This is a genomic window from Vibrio jasicida 090810c, from assembly GCF_002887615.1.
Taxonomy (GTDB): domain Bacteria; phylum Pseudomonadota; class Gammaproteobacteria; order Enterobacterales; family Vibrionaceae; genus Vibrio; species Vibrio jasicida.
This window is the reverse complement of record NZ_CP025793.1, coordinates 1,999,590-2,022,680: the sequence shown is the minus strand read 5'-3', so window position 1 is coordinate 2,022,680 and position 23,091 is coordinate 1,999,590. Positions and strand designations below refer to the sequence as shown.

Here is a 23,091-nt window from a genome sequence, read left to right as displayed (position 1 = left end):
GAAAACTGGTTATAAAAATGGGATGCAGAGGCATCCCATTTTTGTATTCGGTTTTCAACGTGATACTGGTTCGTTTAGAACGGATACCAAAACAGTTGAGTGTCTATAACGCGTTTGCTAATCGCAGCGGTGACAATCACGACGATGCCTGCCATACACACCATATCGGCTTTGGTCAGCGGCTTTAGGCTGTACCAAGTACGGGAAGAATGACGACCAAAACCACGCAATGTCATCGCGTTAGAGATTTGGTCAGCGCGATCTAGGCTAGAGAAAATCAGCGGACCTAAGATCTTAGAAACGTTCTTCATACGGGTAAACAACGGCGCTTTCTTACTCAGTTCAACACCACGAGCTTGTTGAGCGTGCATGATGTTCACGAAGTCTTTCTTCACTTCTGGCAAGTAACGCAAGGTCAAACTGACGGCATAAGCGATTTTGTAAGGCACACCCATGCGGTTCAAACTTGCTGCAAACTCAGTAGGATGCGTGGTAAATACAAACACCAAGGCAATTGGGAACATACTGAAGTACTTCAGTGTCACGGTGACCAGATAGAACAAGGTCTCTTGGGTGAGTGAGTAATTACCCGGTAACGACAACAATACAGTTGTTGAGCCCATGTATTCACTGCCTTGTTGCGGCGCTAATGCAAACATAAACAGCGCATTAATCAACAAAACACTGCCTGTACCGATCAGTAAAGGCTTGTACACATGGAAAGGTACCTTGGTCATTTTTAGCAAACCAAGACCTACAACGATCAGTAGAGTAATGATGCGCAAATCAAAGGTCGTAAGTACCACCGTTACCCATGCAATGAACATCAAAAACTTGGTGATGCCATTGAGTTTGTGCAGTGGCGATTGGGTATCGATGTAGTTGATACCAAACTTCATCTTGTTGTCTTTCATGCCACTACTTTCTCAATGTTTTTAGCATCATTATTTTGTGAATCTTGAGCTTTTGAAGCTTGGATATCGGCGTTGTTTTCACGTTCTCGACGCGCTTTTTCAACGTCAATAAAGTGCTGCATAAAGTCGTTCGTGTTCTCAATGCCTAACTCAGTCGCCAGTTCATACAAGCTAGTTGTCGCCAAGTTCGCTTGGTCTAACAGTGCTGGGGAACTAAACACTTCGATCATTGGTGCGTCGGCAATCAACTTGCTATCAGCAATCACGATGGAACGAGTTGTGTATTCCAAGACCAAGTGCATGTCGTGCGAGATGATCATCACCGTAATGCCAAGTTCACGATTAAGCTTCTCGATAAAGCTCAGCATTGATGTGTAGTTACGGTAATCTTGTCCAGCAGTAGGCTCGTCCAGAATCAAAAGCTCAGGCTCTAGGGCAAGAATCGATGCAATCGTCACACGCTTCTTCTGACCGTAGCTTAATGCCTCAATTGGCCAATGGCGGTACTTGCTCAAACCACACAGCTCAAGGACTTCCAATACCTTCGCTTCGACTTGTTTCTCTTCAACGCCACGGTTACGCAAGCCAAAAGCCACTTCGTCGAAAATCATGTGATGCGAAATCATATGATTTGGGTTTTGCATTACCACGCCAACCTTTTGGCTACGCTCGAAAATCGTTAGCTCATTTAAGTCTTGGCCGTTCAAGATCATCGAACCTTGGTCTGGTTCAATCACGCCCATCACAAGCTTAGTGATGGTGGATTTCCCAGAGCCGTTTTTACCCAATACCGATAAAAACTCACCGCGTTTGACATCAAAACTGACCCCTTCAAGCGCGTTCTTTTCGCCATCGTATGAGTAAGTAAGATCACGAACTTCTAGAAGCGTATCGGTTGGGGTTGCAACCTCTGCTACTTGTGAGGCTTCAAACCATGCGCTGACGGTGGATTGGTATTGCGCCAATGGCAATGTGCTTAAGCTCGATGGCTTTGCATCGCCTTCAATCGCGCAGCCTGCTTCTTTCAAAGCAGAAAGATAAAGAGGCTCACGGATACCGTATTCTTCAAGAAGCGGGGACGCTAAGATCTCATCTGGTTTGGTATCTGCGATGATTTCACCACTTTCCATCAGAATAATGCGGTCAACAGAGCGATGCAGCACATCCTCAAGACGGTGCTCGATAATGATGATGGTTTTGCCCGTTTCGCGGTGCAGATCATCGATAATCTCGATGGTCTTCTTACCCGTCTTTGGATCAAGGGCAGCAAGTGGTTCGTCAAACAACAAGATGTCGACGTCATCGACTAAAATACCCGCCAAAGAAACGCGTTGTTTCTGACCGCCTGATAAATCGTGAGGGGAGCGATCTAACATCTGTTCCAAATCGACCATTTTGGCCGTCGCTTTGACCAATGGGTACATGTCGATGTTAGACATCAATTGGTTTTCCAACGCGAATGCGATGTCTTCACCAATGCTCAAACCAACAAATTGGCTGTCCGTATCTTGCAGTACGGTACCAACTTTTTCGGTGAATTGGTGCATATCAAAAGGGGCAGTGTCTTGACCATTGATGGTCAGCTGGCCACTGGTTTCCCCTTTAATCGCATGTGGGATCAGTCCGTTAAGACATTGGCCAAGGGTAGATTTACCACTACCACTTGGACCGATAATGACGATTTTCTCTCCTTTCTCTATCCTTAGATTGATATTTTTTAGCGTCGGTTTGTCCAGCGACTCATATCTAAAAGAGAAGTTAGAAAATTCGATTGTCATTCGACATTAAGCCTCTGTTAAGTTGCGGCTTTGCTTGTTACGTTTTGCGACAGACTTAAGAATGAAGAAGCCAACAATAGCAATAAGAATGGTGTTACCCAGTGCGATGATCGACAGCTGTGTAAATACCTTAGTGAACGGTTCTGCATACAAGATGGTGTCTAGGAAGGCTGAGCAGCCGTAACCAAATACGTTACCCAATAGAGCAAGCACCACGAACAACGCGAAATCTTTCATATTGAAGTCCCCTGTCTCTAAGCGATTACGTGTTAGAGAAGGGAAAAGACCGATGATCAAACCGACAATACCTGAACCAAGTACCCAAGTTAGCCATACGCCCCAGCCTGCAAATAGGTCAGTAACCCAGTGGCCAATGAAGCCAACCAAGAAGCCTACAAGAGGGCCGAATAACACTGAGAACAATGCCAATACCGCCATTGCTGGTTTCAGCGTCGTGTTTGCAAACACAGGAATGCCAAACATTGGCAAACCGCCGATGCCGTATAGCGCAGCACCGATTGCAATAACCACTACGGTTTTAGCAGAAAGATTCATAGATAACCTCAGTTCAATTGTCGATTTTAAAGAACGTTCACTTGCTTTGTTTTTATAGCGCTGATTGTGTAACAAAGTTTGGAAACAACCAAGCTGCTTATTGTTTGCTCTATCTTTCTTCAAGAAATGTGTGATTGGATTCACGCATCCTTTTGACTGGCTTAGTTTTACAGCAAGCATCAAAAATAAGGCGCGCATTATACAGAATATTGATAAAAGTGGGAATGCTATCTGTCTGGATGGCTAGAATGCAACCAGGGGCTAACTGTCAGCCCCTGATTACACTTTTTAGTACGATTTTTGTTAGTTAAATTAATGATCTAGGTATAGGTAGTTTTGCCAGCTCTTCATTCGGATAAGTACTTTACGCATGATAGAAACGTGGGTGAAACTGTCCGAGTAAACTGCGACTTCTACGGCTGTACCTAGTGGTAGATGATATTCAGTTAGATCGTCAGTGATTTGAAGCGTTACAAATACACGTCCGCTTGTACGGAGGGCCTCTGTACCAAGTAGCGCACCACGAGCTTGGAATTGGCTTTCACCGATCGCCGGCAGTACTTCAATCACTTTGCCTTTGAACACACTACCAGGTAGTGCACGGAACATGAATTCCGCTTCAAATCCGGGTTCTAAACGTTGCAAAGAGTTTTGGCGGAAAGCGGCTGTGTACAGTTTTTGCTCGGTATGCACAAAAGTCATCACCGGTGCTAGCGGTAAAGGCACCGCCATCACTCCCGGGCGCAAAGCAAGCTGCGTTACATAGCCTTCGGTTGGGGCTCTAACAACGGTCTGATCAAGATTGAATTCAGCCTGGCGAAGTTCTGCTAGCAATGAGGCAACTTGCGTATTCTCTCCACCAACTTCCGAGTCAAGTGCGATTTGTGCTTGTTCTCGTTTAGATTGCGACACCTCTAGTGCTGCTTGGGCGGCTTTAAACGCTTGTCGACGAGTATCCAGTTGTTGCTCAGTGAACGCGCCACGATCAAAACCACGTTGATAACGGTCGAATTCGCGTTGCGCTTTATCACGCTCTGCAAGGGCTTTGATGACCGCAGCTTCTGCTTCTTGAACGCCCGACTCTAACCCCAATGCACCTTGGCTTGCTTCTTTCACTTTCGCGCGTAGCTTATCGACCTCTGCTTGGAACGGAATCGGGTCGATACGGAAAAGAACATCGCCTTTTTGCAACGGTTGGTTTGCTTGAACAGGTACTTCAATCACTCGACCACGGACACCTGATACCACCGGTGTGGTTGAGAATACTTGGTTACCAATCTGTGTGAATGGGTGGTTGTAGTTCATCAGTAAGATAAGTGTACCGACCAACACTACGCCGCCGAGTACAGCCGTTGGTACTGTCCACTTATTCAATGGGATATTGAAGATTTTAAAAATCGCGATACATAGCGCTGCGTAAGTCAGAACCAGTAGTAAATCCATTATTGTTCCTCCTTACCTTGTTCTTTTTGAACTGAAACGCTTGATACAGGTTGTTTACCTTTCAGCGTTGAGACTTCTTTTTTCAATTCGTTGACTTCATCAATTAGCTCTTCAAGTCGATGATGTATATCATGTGTTTCTTGTTCGAGCTGCTTAAAGCCCCAGCCACGTTCTTTACGCCACAAGGTTGCCCAAATCCACAGAAACGGCCAAAGTGCATGTAATGTGAAAAGGCTAACCCAGCCTGCATAATGAATCGCATCTTGGTGAGGATGCTCGCGCTCTTTCGCTATTTCATAAGGAATATCGTGAATCACAATGATTCCGTAGAAGATAACCAAAGCAACGAAAATGAGTAACCCAAGTGCAAAATAGTCTAGAAACATCTTACTTCCCTGTGCTTGTTGCCAAATAGAAAAACTTACGTAAATTAACTGTTTAAGTATTTGATAGAACAATAAGTGAATCAAGTTATTTATAATTTGATTCGCTGTTATTGAGAGATACGGCATGCAATACGAAGGAGTAAGCAGTGCAATATTCTGGTGAGATCGCGGCCATTGGCGCTGCGATAGTATGGGCTTTGGCCACTTGGATATATAGCCAATTTAGCCACCGCTTTTCGGCGATGCAGCTGAACATTGTGAAAGGCATCATTGCATCAATGATGATGCTGGTGGTGATGCCATTACTGCCGCAAGGTTTACCTACCCAGATCGAGCCTCTGCATCTGGCGGTGTTGGCGGTGTCTGGGGTGATTGGTATTGCGATTGGTGATTCTGCCTATTTCGCCGCGCTCAAGCGCATTGGGCCAAACAAAACCTTACTGTTGGAATCTCTAGCTCCGCCGTTGTCTGGTGTGCTTGCGTTGGTTTTTTTAGGTTCGGAGTTAACCTTGCAGAGTTGGCTGGGTGTGGTGGTTACCACCGCAGCGGTGACTTTTGTTGTGTTCCAGCCTTCTTCTTCCGGTGAGGCGACAAATTGGAGTGGCATTGGTTTTGGTTTATTGGCCAGTGTCTGCCAAGCTTCAGGTGTGGTGATTTCTCACTATGCCCTCGTCGCGGGTGATTTGCCGCCGCTCTTAGGCGCATTGATTCGATTGAGCATTGGTGTGCTTGCCGTGTGCCTTGTGATTAAGGTTGTCGAACCTGCACCATTTAAAGGGATTAAACGGCACATCACAACAATGGGGAATAAAGCCATGGGTTGGCTATTGCTGGCGATTTTCGTTGGGACTTTCCTAGCGTTATGGTTACAGCAAGTTGCATTGAAATACGCCAATCCAGCGATTGCACAAACTCTCATTGCAACCAGTCCGTTGTTTATCTTGGTGATCTATGCTGTGCGCGGGGAAAAGGTGGGTGTGAAAAGTGTCATGGGAACCTTGATGGCATTGGGCGGTATTTCGCTTTTCTTCCTGTAATATTGTTGATTGAATCCAAAGAAAACGCCCCAGTTGATGCTGGGGCGCTTTTTATTGATTGCTTTAAAGCTCCGTACACACTTGGTTCCGGCCGTTGGCCTTGGCTCGGTAGAGGGCTTTATCAGCGCGATAGAAGGTACGTTGTGTGTTCTCGCCTTCACGATGAAGTGTGATACCGATGGAAACGGTCAAGCCACGCTCACCCAATATTTCATGCCAACCAAACTGATAGATACGTTCGCGATAGTTTTCGGCGTGCATCTCTGCACGGGCAAGTTCTGTATTTTCCAGAATCACCAAAAATTCTTCACCGCCAAAGCGAACGCAAGATGACCCTCGGAATTTAAAGTAGCCAGACAGCTCTTTTGATACGTTCTGAATTGCTTTATCACCGACTAAATGACTCAGTTCATCGTTAATTGATTTGAAATGGTCAATATCAATCACCATCAATGCAAATGACGTGTCATGCAACAACAAGTCTTTCAGCTTCACTTCTAACCAACGGCGGTTGTGCAGCGAAGTGAGTGGGTCGGTAAATACATCCTGCTGTAGTTGCGCTACGGTATTTTTGTGCTGTTTAGTGGTTTCTTTCAGCTCTTTGTTTTCAATCTCAGAAAGAATCAACTTAAGCTGCAACTCAAAGCGAGTGAGGCGACGTAATTGGGCTGCACCTAGCTCACCGATTGGGATATGTTTGATGAGGTCGGATTCAACACGGAATGCTTTTTTCTCGTAGTTGAGTGCTTCTTTAAATTGGCCTTGAGAAGAGCACACTTGACTCATTGCATTGTAAAAGCGATTGGCGATCAGTGGAGAGGAATACTCATTAATGCGCTTGCCTGTCGAGGATAAAAGCAGGTTTGCCAGAGATTGGTGTCCGATTTCGTTCAAGCAGTAAGCCGTTTCGATTTTCACCATGGTCGATAGCCATTGAGTGTGCTGCTTACCTGTCGAGTATTGAATATGTGAAATCGCAATCAGGGCTTGGTTGCACTCGTTTTGTAGACGCAATAACTTAGCACGGTATAAATGAATTTGGCTGGTGAGGTTTTTGTCACTCACCAAAATACTCAACTCTTCACATTCGCTAAGTAAGTCAGTTGCTGAACCAATGCGCTGTATACTGATATAGCAAGCTAACATGTAAAGCTTGTAACGCAACCTAAGCGAACGACTGCCAATAGCATGGTCTATAGCATCAATCTTTTGGTAGTAGCGTAGCGCCTTGTTATGGTCACCATAAGCGTCACACAAGTTGCCCATGCCAATAATGGCAAGTACGTATTCGTCGATATAACCGTATTCCACCGCAATGTTGGTGGAAGCTATGTATTCCGTTAACGCTGCGTTGTAATCGCCCTTTTCAACCAGACGATCGCTCAGGCTCGCTTTGACGGATAGAATGTCTTCGACATCCTCAGGCAATTTGAGTAAGTCTAAAGCTTGTCTAAGCTCTTCAATGCTGGTACTCAGCTGTTTGATTTTGCTGCGATATTCTGCGCTGATGATGTGGCAATGGGCTTTTTCACGATTTGTTGACGCGATATGAAAGCGGATATGTTCCCAAAGGATCAGCGCTTCTTCGCCAGTAACAGAAGAAGGGTCCATGCCTGCATCGGTCACTTTACTAAGCAGTTGTTCCATTCTTCATTACCTCAATGTGGCTTTCTTCCAATTGCTCCAATGTGAACGGGAAGGTCAGGATATCTTGCAGATAGAGGGTCGGTTTAGCTCCGGCTAAGCCACGTCGTTTCCAAGGGTAGATGTCTAACATGGCACAAACCGTGCGGTACAAGTCTTCTGCCGCTTGATCTTTCTCTGCGATCAACATGGCTAAGCGATCGCTGCTCAAACGAGAGATCAAGTCACTGGATGTCGTTAATGAGTGAACGAGCTCAGTACACACATCAAGGAAAGCTGGCTCAGTATGGCGGATCATAATGATCGCGTGGTTTGATTGCTTAAGCTCTGTTTTGAATAGAACCAGTTGCTCCCACCAATAGGTTTCGGATACAACGTTGGAGAACTGTTTTTCTGGATCGTATTCATGCTGGGCACGAATACGGTTAATGAGCTTTCTCGCGCGTTGCTCTAACTGACGTTTAGATCCTCGCGCTTTATCCATACTTACTCGATGCGTCTGCTCCTTGAGCATTTTAAGCGCATGTTTGCGATATTTTTGGAAGGCTTGGAAAGCGCCTTCATAATCGCCTTGTTCTTCTGCGACGCGCGATTGCTGAAAGCAGATTTGGCTGAGCAGTTCACCATTATCAAAGCTCAGGGCAGACTGCTCTGCAGATTGCAGTAAGGAGGCGGCGTTTTCTGTATTCTTGCGCAGCAATTCGAGTCGGGCTCGGCTGATGAAGGAGTGCGCTTTCATCCAAGTTAGGTCTTGTTCAATCGCGAGTTGATGCGCTTTCTGAGTCGCCTCTTCTGCTGCATCGAGACGTTCTAATCCCAGTAATGCCAATCCCTTAAAATCCCAAATTTCAGCTTGCCATGTGTTGTCGTCATGATCACGAAGTACCTCGGTAGCACCATCAAGCACCGTCAGCATTTCAACGAAGTTATTCAGCAGGTAATAATCCCATGCGAGTAGGATTCGAGCTTTGCCTTCTAACCATGCAATACGGACGTTGTTTGCCACTTTGACGGCTAATTCGTGTGTGGATGCGGCTAGTTTGTGTTCGTTGGTGATGCGCCAAACGTTACCAAGTCCGATAAGGGCCTCGATTTGGATTTCAATGTCATCAACCAATGCGGATTGTTCTAATGCATTTATCCAGTACTGTTGGGCGGAGTAGTATTTAGCTTGTCCCCAGTATTGCAAGGCGAAGAGGTGAAGGATTTCAGGTAAATGATCGTCGGTGTCGAGTTGAATTTGAAGGCTGTAGGCGTCTTTGACGAGTTTGAGCCCGTGTCGGTAGTCCATGCTACACCAACAGGCATGCGCCATGATGATCAATGCTCGAATTTCGCCATCAACAAATAGGATTTGCTCTGCACGAATTCTGCATTGTTCGGCGATTCGAAATGCGCGTTCCGGATCAGATTTTATCTGGCCATCGAGGGCGTTTAGCTCTGCTTCTAGCTGAATTTGGCTTTTATCCAACGTTCACATCCATGACTATCGAACTGGAATTTACACCTAAATATTATGTGGTTAGATGCGACTATCATTTCAGGTGTAGGAAGAATGCTACACCAATAAGGTATTGGGTACCGTAATATATACCGTGGTCAGCATCTATTTACCACATTTAAATGAGTAAAGTGTTAAATAGTCACGACAGCAGTTGTTTGATCGTCAGAGGTGCGTCCGTTACTTTCAGCCTCTGAGCGGCGGTAAGCCCTTGCTTATCTTGATAGCACAAATTATGCCAAGCTCTGAATATATCTAAAAGAGGTAATATGCCAGCAGGTCGTAATTTGCGACGTGGCTCGTTGATGAAGCTCTCAAACAGAAGCTGAAAACGATTTTGATAGAATTGAATGTGGCGTGTTGTCGCAACATTGAACCATGACTCAGGTTCATTATTGTCGCCAGCTAAGTAACAAATGCCTTTGTTTGCTTCGTATTGACGTGAAATCGCCCAACGATCTCGCCACCAACTCATGTAAGCAATGTCTACTTTGCCAAATGGCGCAGTCATATCCCAGTTTGCATCTTCTTCAACGTACATCAAGTCAACGTTTTTCTCTTGAATACGAGATAAACAAACGCTCAACGCGGCAGAGCGGAGCAGGGGATCTTGAGGCATGTAAATAGAAACCCGTTTCTCTGGGCAGCACATATCCAACACATGTAGGTAGTGAGCGTAAGAGGTATAAGGCGGGCGAATCAAAGCGCCTTTTGACGGGTAATGGAAAACAGAAAGGTTGCCCAGTGGGTCCTCTACGTTACCACGCGCCAAAATGGTTTGATACTTCTGGTCGATACGCTCGCGAAGTTTCTTCGAAGGCTCGCTGGGTGCTTCACTTGCTTCTGCGGTGTATTCCTGTGATACAAAACGTGACACTTCATCGTAAGGGTTATGATCCAGTGCTGCGACCGGCTCATCATTAGAAGAATAGTTCACATGCTGACATAGAATATAGCCAGAGTGTGCTTCACCAGAAGCGATCCAGTATACGCCGTTGTTGCTATGTGGTTGCAGGGAAACATAGTTCGACGCCAACTCATAGTGCTCAGCATGGTTTACCCAGCGAGCATCGATCGTTGCCAGTTTGCGGCGGCAGCGGCTAGCAATATGATCAACATGATCGTAAAAGGTTTTTGGATTAATGCTGAGTTTACGGCAGATCTCGCGAACGGAATAACCGGTAAACAACAAGCCCATCAAGTTCTCTTGGAACTGAAGCTTTTTATTGGCACCAGACCATTTATCGACAAAGGTACTTTGACACACTTTGCAGCGGTAACGTTGGCGATCGCCACTGTAACCGAAAGCGTGATAGAGGTGTTTATGAGTATGGACAGAAAGCCCAAAGTTATCGCAGTCATCGTTGCGACAAGCCGGTAATCCGTCACTGTGGACGTGACGCAGACGATGAAGCTCGTTCACTACATCGCGATTATTAAGTAAGGGGGGGAAAGCTCCACACTCACGGCATACCATCGCCGGACGTTTAGGGTTAGCATGTTGCAAAACGTATCGCTTTGCATCACTCAATCCAAAGTTGTCACACGCCAATGTTTTACAAAAGTTGAGTTGTAACCCATCTGCGTCCCTTGGCAGTTCGCCGTTAGACACAATCGCCCCCTCGGGATAATTCTTGCAGCCGGTCAGGCCCCGGCTGCTATTTACTACTTAGGTGTTTCTTAGATGTTGATTGCTGTTTCTAGAGCAACTTTCATCATGTCGTTGAACGACTTTTGACGCTCTTCAGAGCTTAGTTTTTCGCCACGGATGATGTGGTCAGAAACTGTTAGGATAGTTAGAGCTTTCGCGCCTAGGTCAGCAGCAACGCCGTAGATACCAGCCGCTTCCATGTCTACACCTAGGATGCCTAGTTTTTCCATCTTCTCGAACAGGTCTGCCTCTGGTGTGTAGAACAGGTCTGCAGAGAATACGTTGCCAACTTTAACTGGTACTTCTTGAGCACGCGCTTGGTTAACCGCTTCTTCTAGAAGACCGTAGTCAGCGATTGCAGCGAAGTCGTGGTTGTTGAAACGGATACGGTTAACTTTTGAGTCTGTAGATGCACCCATACCGATAACAACGTCCATTAGTTTCACGTCGTCACGTACTGCACCACAGCTACCTACACGGATAACGTTTTTCACGCCGTATTCAGCGATGAGTTCGTGTACGTAGATACAGCAAGATGGGATACCCATACCGTGGCCCATTACAGAAACTTTCTTACCTTTGTAAGTGCCAGTGAAGCCGAACATGTTGCGAACATCACAAACTTGTTTCACATCTTCTAGAAACGTTTCTGCAATGTATTTAGCGCGCAACGGGTCGCCTGGCATTAGAACTGTTTCAGCGAAATCACCTGGTTGTGCGTTGATATGTGGGGTTGCCATAAGTGCTCTCCAAAGTTTGGTTCTGGTAAAATGACTCTATTATAGAACGCTATTACCAATTCTGTTGAACTTGTTCGTTTTCGTTGAGGCAATAATATCGGGACGTGTAAAGGTGGCTTGAGAGTTAAGTCACAAAACGGTCTGTTCTAGTGTTTAAATATTCTGTTGATAACTAAATCTGTTGAAAGCAAAAAGGCAATCGATTTGCTTTTGAGCGATTTGTTGATTGTGTGCACAAAAAACCGTTTCGAAGCACAATATTTTCTGAGATCTCACTGATCGAATTCCTAGATAGCTCAGTAAAACGAATAAATTGTACAATTTATTTTCTTGTACAATTCAAATTCACTTGCTATAAGTTATACAACAAAACATTTTGTATAGGATGTGCCATCATGGAATCTTCAATCAAAGTCGGTATCAGCTCTTGTGTATTAGGTGAACGTGTACGTTTCGACTCAGGACATAAAATAAGTAACTTCGTAACAAAAGAACTCGACGGGTACTTTAGTTTCGTGCCGGTTTGTCCAGAAGTTGGCGTCGGTATGTCTGTGCCTCGTCCTACTATCCGCTTAGTCAGTAACGAAGAGCGAATTGCATTGGTTGAGACGAAAAATCCAGACAATGACCACACCGACAACATGCTCACTTATTCAGAAAATAAAGTGAATGAATTGCAAAGTGAGCAGTTGTGTGGGTACATCGTCTGCGCGAAGTCGCCAACCTGTGGTATGGAGCGAGTCAAGGTTTACAGTAAAAACAACGCTGCAAAAGAGGGGATTGGCTTGTACACCCGTACCTTGATGGAAAAAATGCCGTGGTTACCGGTAGAAGAAGACGGCCGCCTTAACGACCCAGTATTAAAAGAAAACTTCATTACGCGCATTTACTGTTTGAACGACTTCTATGAATCCATGGGTGGAGAACCAACACGCGGTAAAATCATCGCTTTTCACTCTCGTTACAAACTGACGTTGATGGCGCACCACCCAGAATCCTACCGCTCTCTGGGTAGGTTGGTGGCAGATGTCGCGAGCTATGAGATTGACGACTTCTTTAACGAGTATCGTTTGGGCTTAATGAAAGCGCTGCAAAACCGAGCGAGTCGCAAGAACAACACCAATGTTCTGATGCACCTACAAGGTTACTTCAAGCGTTCATTAACTGGTAAAGAAAGAGAAGAACTCGCGACAGTCATCAGTGATTACCGCACAGGATTGTTACCATTACTTGCCCCTTTAACGCTTATTAAGCATTATCTCAACACATACCCAGATGAGTATTTGCAACAGCAAAAATATCTAGAACCATACCCGCAGGAGATGAGATTACGTTATGGATTGTAGCCAAGAAGAAAAACTCTACGCCATTCGAGATGTATCTGAGTTAACGGGTGTTAAGCCCGTTACACTCAGAGCTTGGCAAAGACGCTACAACTTGATCCAACCTCAACGAACCGAAAAAGGTCATCGTCTATACCGCCAACAAGACCTAGATACGATTAAAGAGATACAAGGTTGGTTGTCGAAAGGGGTTGCCATTGGCAAAGTAAAAGGTCTGCTTGGACAAGAAGAAAAAGCTGATATTGCTGTTAGTGTGCAGCCTTTAGAAGAAGTGGAATCTTTGCTCAAAGCTCTTGCCGAACTAAACCGTGGTAAAACGGAGAAGCTTCTAACCAACGTTTTGAAAGAGTATCCATTAACTATTGTCATCGATCAGCTGATCACGCCGGTGGTGGAAGCTCTTGAACTCGTGAAGGTCTCACTACGCTCACTTCAGTCGGGTCTCTTTCAAACTTGCTTAATTACACGCCTTGCCATGGTTGTTGAGTCTGAAAACAAAGCCTCTTCGAAAGGCAAATGTCTGCTTATTAGTTTCGAGCAAGCTCGAGAATTTGAAAGCTGGGTACAAGCGGCAAGATTATGCGAGCAAGGCTTCCATATTAGTTTGATAGACAAAGTCGAAGATGTTTCGGGTCTTATCGATCATGATGTAGTGGCTCTGTACCAAAAGCTTCATTTCTTCTCAAACAAGGCTTTGCCAATTAAGCAAGTAGAAGCGTTATCCACGCTGAAAACGCAATGCCCTGAGCAAGTTCAGTTCTCTGAAGTTATTGAGAAGTTGCATTTTGCTAACTAGCTTACCCTCGTAAGGAGACGACATGATTCTGGTTTGGTTTCGACGAGACCTTAGAACGTTAGATCACACTGCATTGAAGGCCGCCCTTGATACTGGGCACCCTGTGGTCGCTTGCTATGTTGCAACGCCAGAGCAATGGAAAAAGCACCATATGGCACCAATGCAGGCAGACCTTATTGCGAGACGTTTAATGCATCTCGAAGAAGAGCTTTCTGATCTTAATATCCCGCTTCTGTATAAAGAGGTGCCTGAATTTACCGACGTGACTGAGGTCATCAAGAGCTGGGCATTATCGTTGAGCGTGAAAAGTGTCATGGCGAATATTCATTATGAGGTCAATGAGCAAGCTTTAGATAGAGACGTAGCGAGAGTTCTGGCTGAAAGCGAAGTTACGTTTGAAGCTTTCCACGACAAATGTGTTCATGCACCAACCACGGTGTTAAACAAGCAGGGGCAGTATTTCAAAGTCTTCACACCATTTAAACGTGCTTGGTTGTTGAAATTCCAACTGCCAATGGTGTTCAAGCCACAACCGCAAGCCGAGCTGCCTAAAGACGTGCTCCAAGAGGTTGAAACCTATCGCTATCATGCTGATGTGCCTTTTTCTTATCCGCGCGAGTCCAGTGAACGTTGGCATGCCTCAACCACAGACATTGTCCAGCAACTGAGAGAGTTCGCCCGTGAGCGCAGCAATGCATATCAATCTGAGCGAGATCTGCCTGCGGTTGATGGCACGAGTCAGTTATCTCCCTATCTCGCAATTGGCGCGCTGTCACCAAGACAATGTATCGCAAGGCTTTATGCAGAAAACCCAATTCCTGATCTCACTGAAGGGAAGGCCACTTGGTTAAGTGAAATCATCTGGCGAGAGTTTTACCAACACCTATTGGTGTTTGAACCAAAGCTTGTTAGAGGAAAGGGCTTCATTCCATGGGAAGAGAAGATCCAATGGTCTTATGATGAGCAAGCTTTCGAACGCTGGAAAACAGGCACAACAGGGTACCCTATTGTTGATGCTGCTATGCGCCAACTGAACACGACTGGTTGGATGCACAATCGTCTGCGCATGATTGTCGCGAGCTTTCTGACCAAGGATTTGCATATCGACTGGCGCTGGGGGGAAGCGTACTTCATGAGTAAGCTGGTGGATGGTGATTTCGCGGCAAACAATGGTGGCTGGCAATGGTCAGCGTCAACGGGGTGTGACGGCCAACCTTATTTCCGTATATTTAACCCGACAAGCCAAGGCGAAAAGTTTGATTCCGATGGGATCTTTGTTCGCCATTGGGTACCGGAAATAAAAGAGGTACCGAATAAATTCATTCATAGCCCTTGGTTATGGAGCGGCTTTAATTTACTGGATTATCACAAGCCGATGGTTGATCACAAGGTAGAAAGAGAGATAACCTTACGGCTCTTTAAAAACGCCAAGGAATAGAGAGAGATGCCAAGCAAGAAGCGTCCTATGAGTATCGCAAAGCGCACCCTGTTGTCGATATCGTTGTCTTTAGTGAGTGGATTGTCATTCGCCAAAATGTATCAACTGCCAGAAGACGGCGCTCGTGTCATAGGCCGCATGGAAAACCATGTGGTTGAACAAGGCGAAACCATGGCAAACATTGCTAAGCAGTACGATGTTGGCATGCTGGCGTTAATGGCAGCCAACAAAGGCGTGGACCCTTTTCTACCAAAAGAAGGGCACGTTCTGACTATTCCTACTCAGCTTATTCTCCCAGACGTTCCCCACAAAGGCATCGTTATTAACTTGGCGGAGCTGCGTCTTTACTACTTTCCGGCTAAAGAAAATGTGGTTCATGTATTCCCGGTAGGTATTGGCCGTATTGGTCGAGACACGCCAGAGATGACAACGAGCATCAGCCAGAAACGACCAAATCCAACTTGGACGCCGCCATCTTCTATACGTGCTGAGTACAAAGCGAAAGGTATTGATTTGCCAGCTGTTGTTCCTGCTGGTCCGGATAACCCACTTGGTATGTTCGCCCTTCGCCTAGCTTATGGCCATGGTGAATATTTAATCCACGGTACTAACAAAGACTTTGGCATTGGCATGCGTGTTAGCGCGGGTTGTATTCGCATGGACCCAAACGACATCGAATGGTTGTTTGATAAAGTGCGTCGTGGCGAAAAAGTTCAAATCATTAATCAACCAGTCAAAGTAGCTTTAGAACCAGACCGCAGTGTGTTTGTTGAAGCGCACGAGCCGTTAACTCGCAGCAATGGCGAGAAAGATCACTTAGTTGTGCCAAAAGAATTGGACTGGTGGTTAGATGAATTTGGTATGACGAATGCGAAGGCAAAAGCAGCGATTGCTGCGCAAAATGGTGTTCCTGTAGAAATTACCGCGCCTTAACGGGTGTTAAAGCGCGGAATCAAATCTTACTTAGTGTAAGACTGAGCGATGTTGTCGATACGCTCGTTAGCACGTGCAGCTTCTTCTTGAGCTGCCATAGCCGCGTCGCTAGACTTTTGAACGTCAGACTGTAGAGACTGTACGTCTTGGCTTAGTTGGCTAACTTGGTTGCTTAGTTCGTCTAGTTTAGTAGCTGTTGCTGCTTCGTCAGAAGAAGCACAACCTGCTAGTAGAAGTACTGAAGTTGCTGCAGCTGCGATCAACGTTTTGTTCATATTAGAACTCCTTGCCTATAGTTAAATTCCTACGCTATACGTTTTGTGTCATATAGTCGTAGTGGTAAATGTGAATACATTCTATCAGTACATGATGTAGCAAAAGTCAAAAAAATCCAAGGATTTCATAGAGTACCTGATACGGACGCTAACCTTTAATTTACATAAGTGAGCGTTTACTCACCTTTAACGCCTGTATCAGGTAGTACAGCAGCTCTCTCGCCACGTTCCTGATATCAATAATTTAGACGATATTGACGCAAATGAAAGTTTCTAACATGAAACTTTATTATTTCTTGTACATTTAGTTTGTGTGATCTCTATCTATACTCCTATGATTTGCGGTATTATACCGAGCTTTTATTTTTTGCTGCGTTAGAGCGGAAACGACACCGAAAAAGCGCTCAAACGATGACTATTTATTGGAGAATACTTTGCAATTTAAAGATCTAGGCCTAGACAACCGATTGTTGAAGAACCTAAAACACTACGATTTCAAAAAAGCGACTGATATTCAGCAGCAGGCGATTCCTGTTGCGATTGCAGGCAAGGATCTATTGGCATCTTCGAAAACGGGCTCTGGCAAGACTTTGGCGTTTGTATTACCAATGCTTCACAAGTCATTAAAGACGAAGTCGTTTTCTGCGAAAGACCCACGTGCGGTCATTCTTGCGCCAACGCGTGAGTTAGCGAAACAGGTATATGGCGAGCTACGCTCAATGTTAGTTGGCTTGTCTTACGATGCTACTTTGATCTTAGGTGGTGAGAACTTTAACGACCAAGTAAAAGCATTGCGTCGTTACCCTAAGTTTATCGTTGCTACACCAGGACGTTTGGCTGACCATCTAGAACACCGTTCATTGTACCTAGATGGATTGGAAACGCTGATTCTTGATGAAGCAGACCGTATGCTCGATCTTGGCTTTGCACCAGAGCTTCGCCGCATCCACAACGCAGCTAAACACCGCCGTCGTCAGACGTTGATGTTCTCTGCAACATTGGACCACGCAGAAGTGAACGGTATTGCATCAGAGATGTTGAATGCACCAAAACGCATTGCTGTAGGTGTTTCAAACGAAGAGCACAAAGACATTACTCAGAAATTCTATTTGTGTGATCACCTTGACCACAAAGAAGCGATTCTTGAGCGTGTGTTAGAAGAAGCTGAATATCGTCAAGTGATCATCTTTACAGCGACTCGTGACGATACTGAACGTTTGACTACTAAGCTTAACGAGAAAAAGCTAAAAGCAGTCGCATTGAGTGGTAATTTGAACCAGACTCAGCGTAATACCATCATGAGTCAGTTTGAACGCGCAGTCTTTAAGATCCTCGTTACGACAGATGTAGCGTCACGTGGTCTTGATATCTCAACAGTTACGCACGTTATCAACTTTGATATGCCGAAACATACAGAAGAATACGTGCACCGTGTTGGTCGTACAGGCCGTGCTGGTAACAAAGGTGATGCGATTTCACTGGTTGGCCCTAAAGACTGGGACAGCTTCAAACGTGTTGAGCTCTACCTACAACAAGATTTGCAATTCTCGGTATTTGAAGACCTAAAGGGCAAATTTAAAGGTTTGAAGCCGCGTAAACCTGATTTCCGTGGTAATAAAGCAGCACCGAAGAAGGCTCGCCCTCAAGCGAAGAAAGTGGCGAAGAAACCCGCTCAGCGTGATAAAGGTTTCTATCAAAACGTGGCAGTGGGTGACAATGTGTTTATCCCGAAGAAAAAACCTGCTGAGCCAAGTGCTGAAGATTAATCTTCGTCGCATTGCTTAATCGATATTTTATGAGAAATCCGAGCCATTGAGCTCGGATTTTTTGTGTCTGATATTTACTGTTTAGTGATTCTAAACGAGGGTTAAATAGTCTTTGATATTTCTGAACGTCATCTTTGCTTAGCATAGGTATACAGAAACAGGAGACAAGAATATGTACCAAGAAGAGCAATGGTTAGAAGAAGTCGACATGAGCCTAACAGACCAACAATGCAAGGCTTTAGGTTGGAAGAAGAAGGGTGTTTGGGTTGAGATGTTCTCGTTTCTTTGTATAGCCTTGGTAAGCTGTACGCTGATGATCACGCCCGGAGGCTCTCATGATTACTGAAGAATCACAAATGGGGGAACTGCTTAAATCTGTTGTTGTATCCTCACTGTATTTTATCGGTTCTGTTACCTTGATTTGGGTCGTGATTAACCACATTTTTTAACATCATACCTGCGTAAGTATGCACAATAATTGGCTGCATAAACGACACTCGTCACCTTTTTAGGTGGCGCTTTCATTTCAATAAGTCCTCATTTCATAGCAACAGATGACTCACCTACTCAATGATCAATATACCAGTGTATTCATCCGCCATTTAAACGTTTGCCATAATATAAGCCGATAAAAATATCACGAAAATATGTAAATGATAATTGATCTCATTTTTATTTAAAGGCAGAATACGCGAAATAATATTAATCCTATAAATAGTTGTGCCATTTATATGAAATTTACTCATGTGTTTTTGGGGCTTTTAGTCACCTCTATGCCCAGTGTTGCCTCGGATAACTTTGATTGGCTGAGAGATGATTCCAGGCAAGATGAGCGAGTTCTCTCTTACCTCAAGCAACAGAACCAAAAAACAGAACAATTTCAGAAACGCTATGACGAGATTACCCAAAATCTCTTGAGCCAATGGGAAGCCATGGCAGCAGAAAAAGGCGAGAAGCCTTGGGTGATTAAAAACGGTCAAGAATGGAGTCTCACTCGTCGACAAGGCAACTTTGTTTTGCTTTCGCGAGCTGATAACAACGCGCAAGAGAAAGTGGTTTACGATTTCTCTTCTCGCCAAGAAGAACGTCAGTATTTCCAAATTGGTCAATGGCGTATTCAAGGCGATTCTTTGTTGTTTACAGAAGATATTGATGGCAGCGAGCAGTATCGTGCTGTGTTAGTTGATCTAAAGAGTGGTGCTGCACGTGAACTTATCAGCAACATTGATAATGGGGTTCTGCTCTCACCAAATGGCAAGTTTGCTTTCGCCGTCTCAAAAGAAGCGAAAACTCAACGTCCTTACCAAATCGTTCGAATTAATACTCAAACCAACGAGCAGAAAGTACTTTGGCAAGAGGACAAGACCGATTGGCTCATGTCCTTCTATCCCTCAGCCGACGCGCGTTTCTCACTGGTACAAAGTAACAATGAATCGACCACCGAACAAAAGATCCTAAACCTTGATTCTGGAGAGCTAACGGCCTCGCTACGTAAGCCGGAATCCGGTGTGGAGTATTATGCGGATGTTGCTCAAGACAGAGTCTTTATCAACAGCAATCTTAATGGTCAGTTTGGTTTGTTTGAAGCTACGATGCCCGAGAAACATGCGGACACTGCTGAATCTAATTGGAAGTCTTTCTTACGCTCGGAAAATAGCGTAGAGCAATTCTATTTGTATGAAGCGGGACTTGTGGCATTAACCAAGCAAGACAATCAAACGACAATCTTGGTTTACTCTTACGATGGCAAGGCGAAGAAATCTCTGCCGTTAGAGTCGGAAGGGCGTGTAGCTTGGTTGAGCACTCTTGGTGATTACCGCTCTAACAAAATCCGCATTCGTAGTATGTCGATGACGACACCGCCGTTGTGGGAAGAGTTTGATGTTAAAGCACTGACAAAGACAAATCTCTCGCAAGATGTTTATCACGGCTTCTCCAGCCAAGATTATGTTTCTCAACGCATTATGGTAAAAAGTCATGGTGTGGAAGTGCCGGTTTCTCTTGCTTATCGCAAAGATAAGCTCAGCGACAACGCTCCTGTTGTGCTGTACGGCTATGGCGCTTACGGGTTTACCATGAAACCTTACTTCATGCCTCAAACCGTGAGCTTACTGGATCAGGGTGTTATCTACGCGATAGCACATGTTCGTGGCGGCGGTTACTTTGGTGCCGACTGGCACGAGCAAGGCCGAGGCGTTCTTAAAGTTAACTCTATCAATGATTTCACGGCAGCTGCGCAAGCACTTAAACACTTTGATGGTGGTGAGCGTGATGTCTACGCGATTGGATCGAGTGCTGGTGGTACTTTAGTTGCCGGTTCGATCAACCAAGCTCCGGACTTGTTTGCTGGCGCGGTGATGAAGGTTCCGTTTGTCGATGTCGTTGCTAGCATGTCCGATACGACGTTACCACTTACCGCACAACAATATGGGGAATGGGGGAATCCGACACTCCCAGAGCAGCTCAAAGCGATCCAAGCTTATGATCCTATTCTCAATATCCACAAAGACGCTTACCCACCCATGTTGGTTCAAGTCGGATTAAACGACCAACGTGTGCCTTATTGGGAAGGCGCGAAGTATCTCGCTCAAATTTCGTCGACCAGTGAATCGACAGGCCCTTATTTGTTGCAAACGGATTTTCACTCTGGCCACCGCATGGATCCAAGGCAGGCAAGAGAGCAACAAGCGAAGGAATACGCATTTCTACTATCACTAATTAAAACATCTAAAGCGGAGCAGTAAATGAAGCTTACCCCAGTGTCAGCGGCAGTACTTTCGGTACTTGCTGCCAGTCAAGTGCACGCCGAATCTAAGGTTTTCTCAATGGAAGAGGTGGTCGTAACCGCCAATAAAATCGATCAGCCATTGTCAAAAGTGGCAGGTAGTGTCGCGGTTATCACAAACGAGCAAATCGAAGAGCGAGGCGAAACCGAGCTTTATGATGTGCTGCGTAGCGAACCTGGTGTAAGCGTGACGGGCGGTGCAGGACGTCCGCAAAACATTACCATCCGTGGTATGACAGGTAACCGCATTATGATCGTTCGTGATGGCATTCGTTCTGCGGATGGCTTCGGTGCGAACGACATTAATGATGCAGTTGGGCGAGATACTTTTGATTTATCCAATTTTGAATCGCTGCAAATCATTAAAGGTGCAAGCTCTTCGGTGCATGGCTCTGGCGCGATCGGCGGTGTGGTGATTTTAGAATCCAGTCAGCCGGGTGATTTCTTAAAAGACAAAGACTTCTACACCGATGTTTCTGGTACTTACACCGATATCAGCAACAAGTACAAAGGTACGAGCAACCTAGCTTTCCGTTCCGGTGATACAGAGAGTTTGTTCAACGTTTCATATTGGCAAGGGCAAGAGACGCGTAACTTTGATGAAGATTTGTATAACCGCGATCTAGACGGTTACAGCGGTGCTTATACGATCAACCACTTTTTCAATGAAGAGGTGATGTTGAAAGCCAAAGCGGAACTCTACACCCAGAATCAAGAGCGTTTGGAGGGTTCACCGTCCATTCAACCTGATGGAATCTGGCACATTGAAGACTTTGCTGAAGATGAAACTTCCGAAGAGTACAGTGCTTACATTGGTGCAGAGGTAACCCCGATTAATCCAACTTGGTTCGAAGAGTTGGATACCAAAGTTTACTGGCGTCACACCGAAGTCGTGGAAGACACCAACCGTTTAATGCGCCAAGTGGATCATAATGGTTTGGTCACCAAACGTCGCGAGCTGGAACACAAAACCTTCATCGACGAGACAATTGGTTTTCGTGGCGACTTCACCAATACGATTTATGCAGCAAATGCTGAGCACCAATTGGCTTACGGTGTTGAGCTTGCTACTGACTATTATGAACGCACAGATAGCGATTCCAAGATTGATTGGAACGGCGTAACGCCTTCGACCAAACAACCTTTCGCTCCTGCTCGTGCTTATAACATTGGTTTGTACGTTCGAGACATGGTGGAACTGGATAAATGGACCATCACAGGCGGCCTGCGCTTTGATTCGCACCGTTTAACGCCGGACGGTGAGGGCGAAGTAGGCGGCTTCCCATTAAAAGACATGGATAGCTCAGAGGTGTCTCCAAGCCTGTCGGTTTCTCGTGAAATGTTTGCCAACAACATCGTTTATGTGTCGTACAACCACGGTTACCGTGCTCCGGAATACGACAAAGCATATGGCTTCGTGAACCATGATTTCGTACCGCTAACGCCTTTTGTTATCGCACCTAACTTAGACCTAGAAGCTGAGACTTCGGACTCATTTGAAATCGGTAACAAGTTCGATAACGGTCGTGCGTATGTCTATGCGTCTGTGTTCTATAACAAGTTTGAAAACTTCATCGATGTTGTGACCACTGGCTTTGATTCAAGCACTGGTAATTACATCAAACAGTACCAAAACCTTGATGGCGTAGAGACTTATGGCGCAGAGCTTTCTGCGGGTTACGCGCTCACCAAACAATGGGACATCAGCACTAAGTTTGGCTACGTAGATGGCAAAGACGCGGAAGGCGAGTACGTTCGAAGCATTACGCCATTCGAAGGTAACGCTCAACTGAAATACGCCAACCAAGACTTCAACGCTTATGTGGCTTGGAACTGGGCCGCGGCCATGGATCGCGTTCCTAAATGCCAGACCACGCTTGGCCTAGCGACAGAGTGCGCGCAGACAAGTGCGTGGAATACGTTTGATATTGGCGCAACTTACCACGTTTCCAAAGACCTTCGTGTTAGCGCAAACATCGTCAACTTGTTCGACAAAGAGTACATCCGATACCAAGACGTAGCGGGTATCGCTGAGGAAAGTAAGCGTTACTCAACTGAGCCTGGGCGCTACTTCACGCTAAATGCAAAATACGAATTCTAGGACGA

At 45.4% G+C, this 23,091-nt stretch carries 19 protein-coding genes; 9 read left to right on the top strand and 10 right to left on the bottom strand.

Annotation, left to right across the window (positions count from 1 at the left end):
• Nucleotides 1-74: 74 nt before the first annotated feature.
• The 5 genes from C1S73_RS26450 to C1S73_RS26430 form a co-directional block, all read right to left on the bottom strand.
• Nucleotides 75-914, bottom strand: coding sequence for an energy-coupling factor transporter transmembrane component T family protein (locus C1S73_RS26450; protein ID WP_038868466.1), 840 nt, complete (start codon nucleotides 912-914; stop codon nucleotides 75-77).
• Nucleotides 911-2,692 carry an ABC transporter ATP-binding protein gene (locus C1S73_RS26445; protein ID WP_038868467.1) on the bottom strand — a complete coding sequence of 594 codons (1,782 nt, stop codon included), beginning with the start codon at nucleotides 2,690-2,692 and terminating at the stop codon, nucleotides 911-913. The genes C1S73_RS26450 and C1S73_RS26445 overlap by 4 nt, the downstream gene beginning before the upstream one ends.
• Before the next feature lie 6 nt (nucleotides 2,693-2,698).
• Nucleotides 2,699-3,247, bottom strand: a complete 549-nt coding sequence (locus C1S73_RS26440; RefSeq protein ID WP_038868496.1) for an ECF-type riboflavin transporter substrate-binding protein — start codon at nucleotides 3,245-3,247, stop codon at nucleotides 2,699-2,701.
• 312 nt (nucleotides 3,248-3,559) lie between these two features.
• On the bottom strand, nucleotides 3,560-4,690 hold the full coding sequence (locus tag C1S73_RS26435) for an HlyD family secretion protein (RefSeq protein ID WP_038868468.1): 1,131 nt from the start codon (nucleotides 4,688-4,690) through the stop codon (nucleotides 3,560-3,562).
• Nucleotides 4,690-5,076 carry a DUF3302 domain-containing protein gene (locus C1S73_RS26430; protein WP_038868469.1) on the bottom strand — a complete coding sequence of 129 codons (387 nt, stop codon included), beginning with the start codon at nucleotides 5,074-5,076 and terminating at the stop codon, nucleotides 4,690-4,692. The genes C1S73_RS26435 and C1S73_RS26430 overlap by 1 nt, the downstream gene beginning before the upstream one ends.
• 146 nt (nucleotides 5,077-5,222) lie before the next feature.
• On the opposite strand from C1S73_RS26430, the gene C1S73_RS26425 reads away from it, so the two are divergent.
• A complete protein-coding gene (locus C1S73_RS26425; protein ID WP_038868470.1) occupies nucleotides 5,223-6,113 on the top strand; it encodes a DMT family transporter in 891 nt (296 codons plus the stop codon).
• Between the two features lie 63 nt (nucleotides 6,114-6,176).
• Here the strand turns inward: C1S73_RS26425 and C1S73_RS26420 are convergent, their stop codons facing one another.
• From C1S73_RS26420 to deoD, 4 genes are all read right to left on the bottom strand, one after another.
• Nucleotides 6,177-7,760, bottom strand: a complete 1,584-nt coding sequence (locus tag C1S73_RS26420) for a GGDEF domain-containing protein (RefSeq protein WP_038868471.1) — start codon at nucleotides 7,758-7,760, stop codon at nucleotides 6,177-6,179.
• Nucleotides 7,744-9,228: a hypothetical protein gene (locus C1S73_RS26415; RefSeq protein WP_038868473.1), complete on the bottom strand. Its 1,485-nt coding sequence runs from the start codon at nucleotides 9,226-9,228 to the stop codon at nucleotides 7,744-7,746. Before C1S73_RS26415 ends, C1S73_RS26420 begins: the two co-directional genes overlap by 17 nt.
• A 172-nt stretch (nucleotides 9,229-9,400) precedes the next feature.
• Nucleotides 9,401-10,870, bottom strand: a complete 1,470-nt coding sequence (locus C1S73_RS26410; RefSeq protein WP_038868474.1) for a lactate dehydrogenase — start codon at nucleotides 10,868-10,870, stop codon at nucleotides 9,401-9,403.
• A gap of 68 nt (nucleotides 10,871-10,938) precedes the next feature.
• Nucleotides 10,939-11,649 carry a purine-nucleoside phosphorylase gene (deoD, locus tag C1S73_RS26405; RefSeq protein WP_005441106.1) on the bottom strand — a complete coding sequence of 237 codons (711 nt, stop codon included), beginning with the start codon at nucleotides 11,647-11,649 and terminating at the stop codon, nucleotides 10,939-10,941.
• Between the two features lie 395 nt (nucleotides 11,650-12,044).
• Between deoD and C1S73_RS26395 the strand changes: the two genes are divergently transcribed.
• The 4 genes from C1S73_RS26395 to C1S73_RS26380 are packed head-to-tail and all read left to right on the top strand — an operon-like array spanning nucleotide 12,045 to nucleotide 16,159.
• Complete coding sequence (locus C1S73_RS26395) at nucleotides 12,045-12,995, top strand: YbgA family protein (RefSeq protein WP_038868476.1); 951 nt, start codon at nucleotides 12,045-12,047, stop codon at nucleotides 12,993-12,995.
• Nucleotides 12,985-13,788, top strand: a complete 804-nt coding sequence (locus C1S73_RS26390; RefSeq protein ID WP_038868477.1) for a MerR family transcriptional regulator — start codon at nucleotides 12,985-12,987, stop codon at nucleotides 13,786-13,788. The genes C1S73_RS26395 and C1S73_RS26390 overlap by 11 nt, the downstream gene beginning before the upstream one ends.
• A 22-nt stretch (nucleotides 13,789-13,810) precedes the next feature.
• A complete protein-coding gene (phrB, locus tag C1S73_RS26385) occupies nucleotides 13,811-15,226 on the top strand; it encodes a deoxyribodipyrimidine photo-lyase (protein ID WP_038868478.1) in 1,416 nt (471 codons plus the stop codon).
• Nucleotides 15,227-15,232: 6 nt separating this feature from the next.
• A complete protein-coding gene (locus C1S73_RS26380) occupies nucleotides 15,233-16,159 on the top strand; it encodes a L,D-transpeptidase family protein (RefSeq protein ID WP_081634764.1) in 927 nt (308 codons plus the stop codon).
• 26 nt (nucleotides 16,160-16,185) lie between these two features.
• Here the strand turns inward: C1S73_RS26380 and C1S73_RS26375 are convergent, their stop codons facing one another.
• Nucleotides 16,186-16,434 (bottom strand): Lpp/OprI family alanine-zipper lipoprotein, encoded by a 249-nt coding sequence (locus C1S73_RS26375; RefSeq protein WP_038868479.1) that lies wholly within the window; start codon nucleotides 16,432-16,434, stop codon nucleotides 16,186-16,188.
• A 422-nt stretch (nucleotides 16,435-16,856) separates the two neighbouring features.
• On the opposite strand from C1S73_RS26375, the gene C1S73_RS26370 reads away from it, so the two are divergent.
• The 4 genes from C1S73_RS26370 to C1S73_RS26360 all read left to right on the top strand — a co-directional run bounded on the left by C1S73_RS26370 (nucleotide 16,857) and on the right by C1S73_RS26360 (nucleotide 23,086).
• Nucleotides 16,857-18,200: a DEAD/DEAH box helicase gene (locus C1S73_RS26370; RefSeq protein WP_038868480.1), complete on the top strand. Its 1,344-nt coding sequence runs from the start codon at nucleotides 16,857-16,859 to the stop codon at nucleotides 18,198-18,200.
• A 172-nt stretch (nucleotides 18,201-18,372) separates the two neighbouring features.
• Nucleotides 18,373-18,546, top strand: coding sequence for a hypothetical protein (locus tag C1S73_RS27965; RefSeq protein ID WP_167391669.1), 174 nt, complete (start codon nucleotides 18,373-18,375; stop codon nucleotides 18,544-18,546).
• Nucleotides 18,547-18,931: 385 nt separating this feature from the next.
• On the top strand, nucleotides 18,932-20,944 hold the full coding sequence (locus C1S73_RS26365) for a prolyl oligopeptidase family serine peptidase (protein WP_038868482.1): 2,013 nt from the start codon (nucleotides 18,932-18,934) through the stop codon (nucleotides 20,942-20,944).
• On the top strand, nucleotides 20,945-23,086 hold the full coding sequence (locus C1S73_RS26360; RefSeq protein ID WP_095760020.1) for a TonB-dependent hemoglobin/transferrin/lactoferrin family receptor: 2,142 nt from the start codon (nucleotides 20,945-20,947) through the stop codon (nucleotides 23,084-23,086).
• Nucleotides 23,087-23,091 lie beyond the last annotated feature (5 nt).

Bases quoted from the DNA above. Each gene is read 5' to 3' on its own strand.
- C1S73_RS26365 (WP_038868482.1), top strand. From the start codon at position 18,932: ATGAAATTTACTCATGTGTTTTTGGGGCTTTTAGTCACCTCTATGCCC.
- C1S73_RS27965 (WP_167391669.1), top strand. From the start codon at position 18,373: ATGTACCAAGAAGAGCAATGGTTAGAAGAAGTCGACATGAGCCTAACA.
- C1S73_RS26380 (WP_081634764.1), top strand. From the start codon at position 15,233: ATGCCAAGCAAGAAGCGTCCTATGAGTATCGCAAAGCGCACCCTGTTG.
- C1S73_RS26435 (WP_038868468.1), bottom strand. From the start codon at position 4,690: ATGGATTTACTACTGGTTCTGACTTACGCAGCGCTATGTATCGCGATT.
- C1S73_RS26445 (WP_038868467.1), bottom strand. From the start codon at position 2,692: ATGACAATCGAATTTTCTAACTTCTCTTTTAGATATGAGTCGCTGGAC.
- C1S73_RS26450 (WP_038868466.1), bottom strand. From the start codon at position 914: ATGAAAGACAACAAGATGAAGTTTGGTATCAACTACATCGATACCCAA.
- C1S73_RS26440 (WP_038868496.1), bottom strand. From the start codon at position 3,247: ATGAATCTTTCTGCTAAAACCGTAGTGGTTATTGCAATCGGTGCTGCG.
- deoD (WP_005441106.1), bottom strand. From the start codon at position 11,649: ATGGCAACCCCACATATCAACGCACAACCAGGTGATTTCGCTGAAACA.
- C1S73_RS26420 (WP_038868471.1), bottom strand. From the start codon at position 7,760: ATGGAACAACTGCTTAGTAAAGTGACCGATGCAGGCATGGACCCTTCT.
- C1S73_RS26430 (WP_038868469.1), bottom strand. From the start codon at position 5,076: ATGTTTCTAGACTATTTTGCACTTGGGTTACTCATTTTCGTTGCTTTG.
- C1S73_RS26390 (WP_038868477.1), top strand. From the start codon at position 12,985: ATGGATTGTAGCCAAGAAGAAAAACTCTACGCCATTCGAGATGTATCT.
- C1S73_RS26375 (WP_038868479.1), bottom strand. From the start codon at position 16,434: ATGAACAAAACGTTGATCGCAGCTGCAGCAACTTCAGTACTTCTACTA.
- C1S73_RS26360 (WP_095760020.1), top strand. From the start codon at position 20,945: ATGAAGCTTACCCCAGTGTCAGCGGCAGTACTTTCGGTACTTGCTGCC.
- phrB (WP_038868478.1), top strand. From the start codon at position 13,811: ATGATTCTGGTTTGGTTTCGACGAGACCTTAGAACGTTAGATCACACT.
- C1S73_RS26395 (WP_038868476.1), top strand. From the start codon at position 12,045: ATGGAATCTTCAATCAAAGTCGGTATCAGCTCTTGTGTATTAGGTGAA.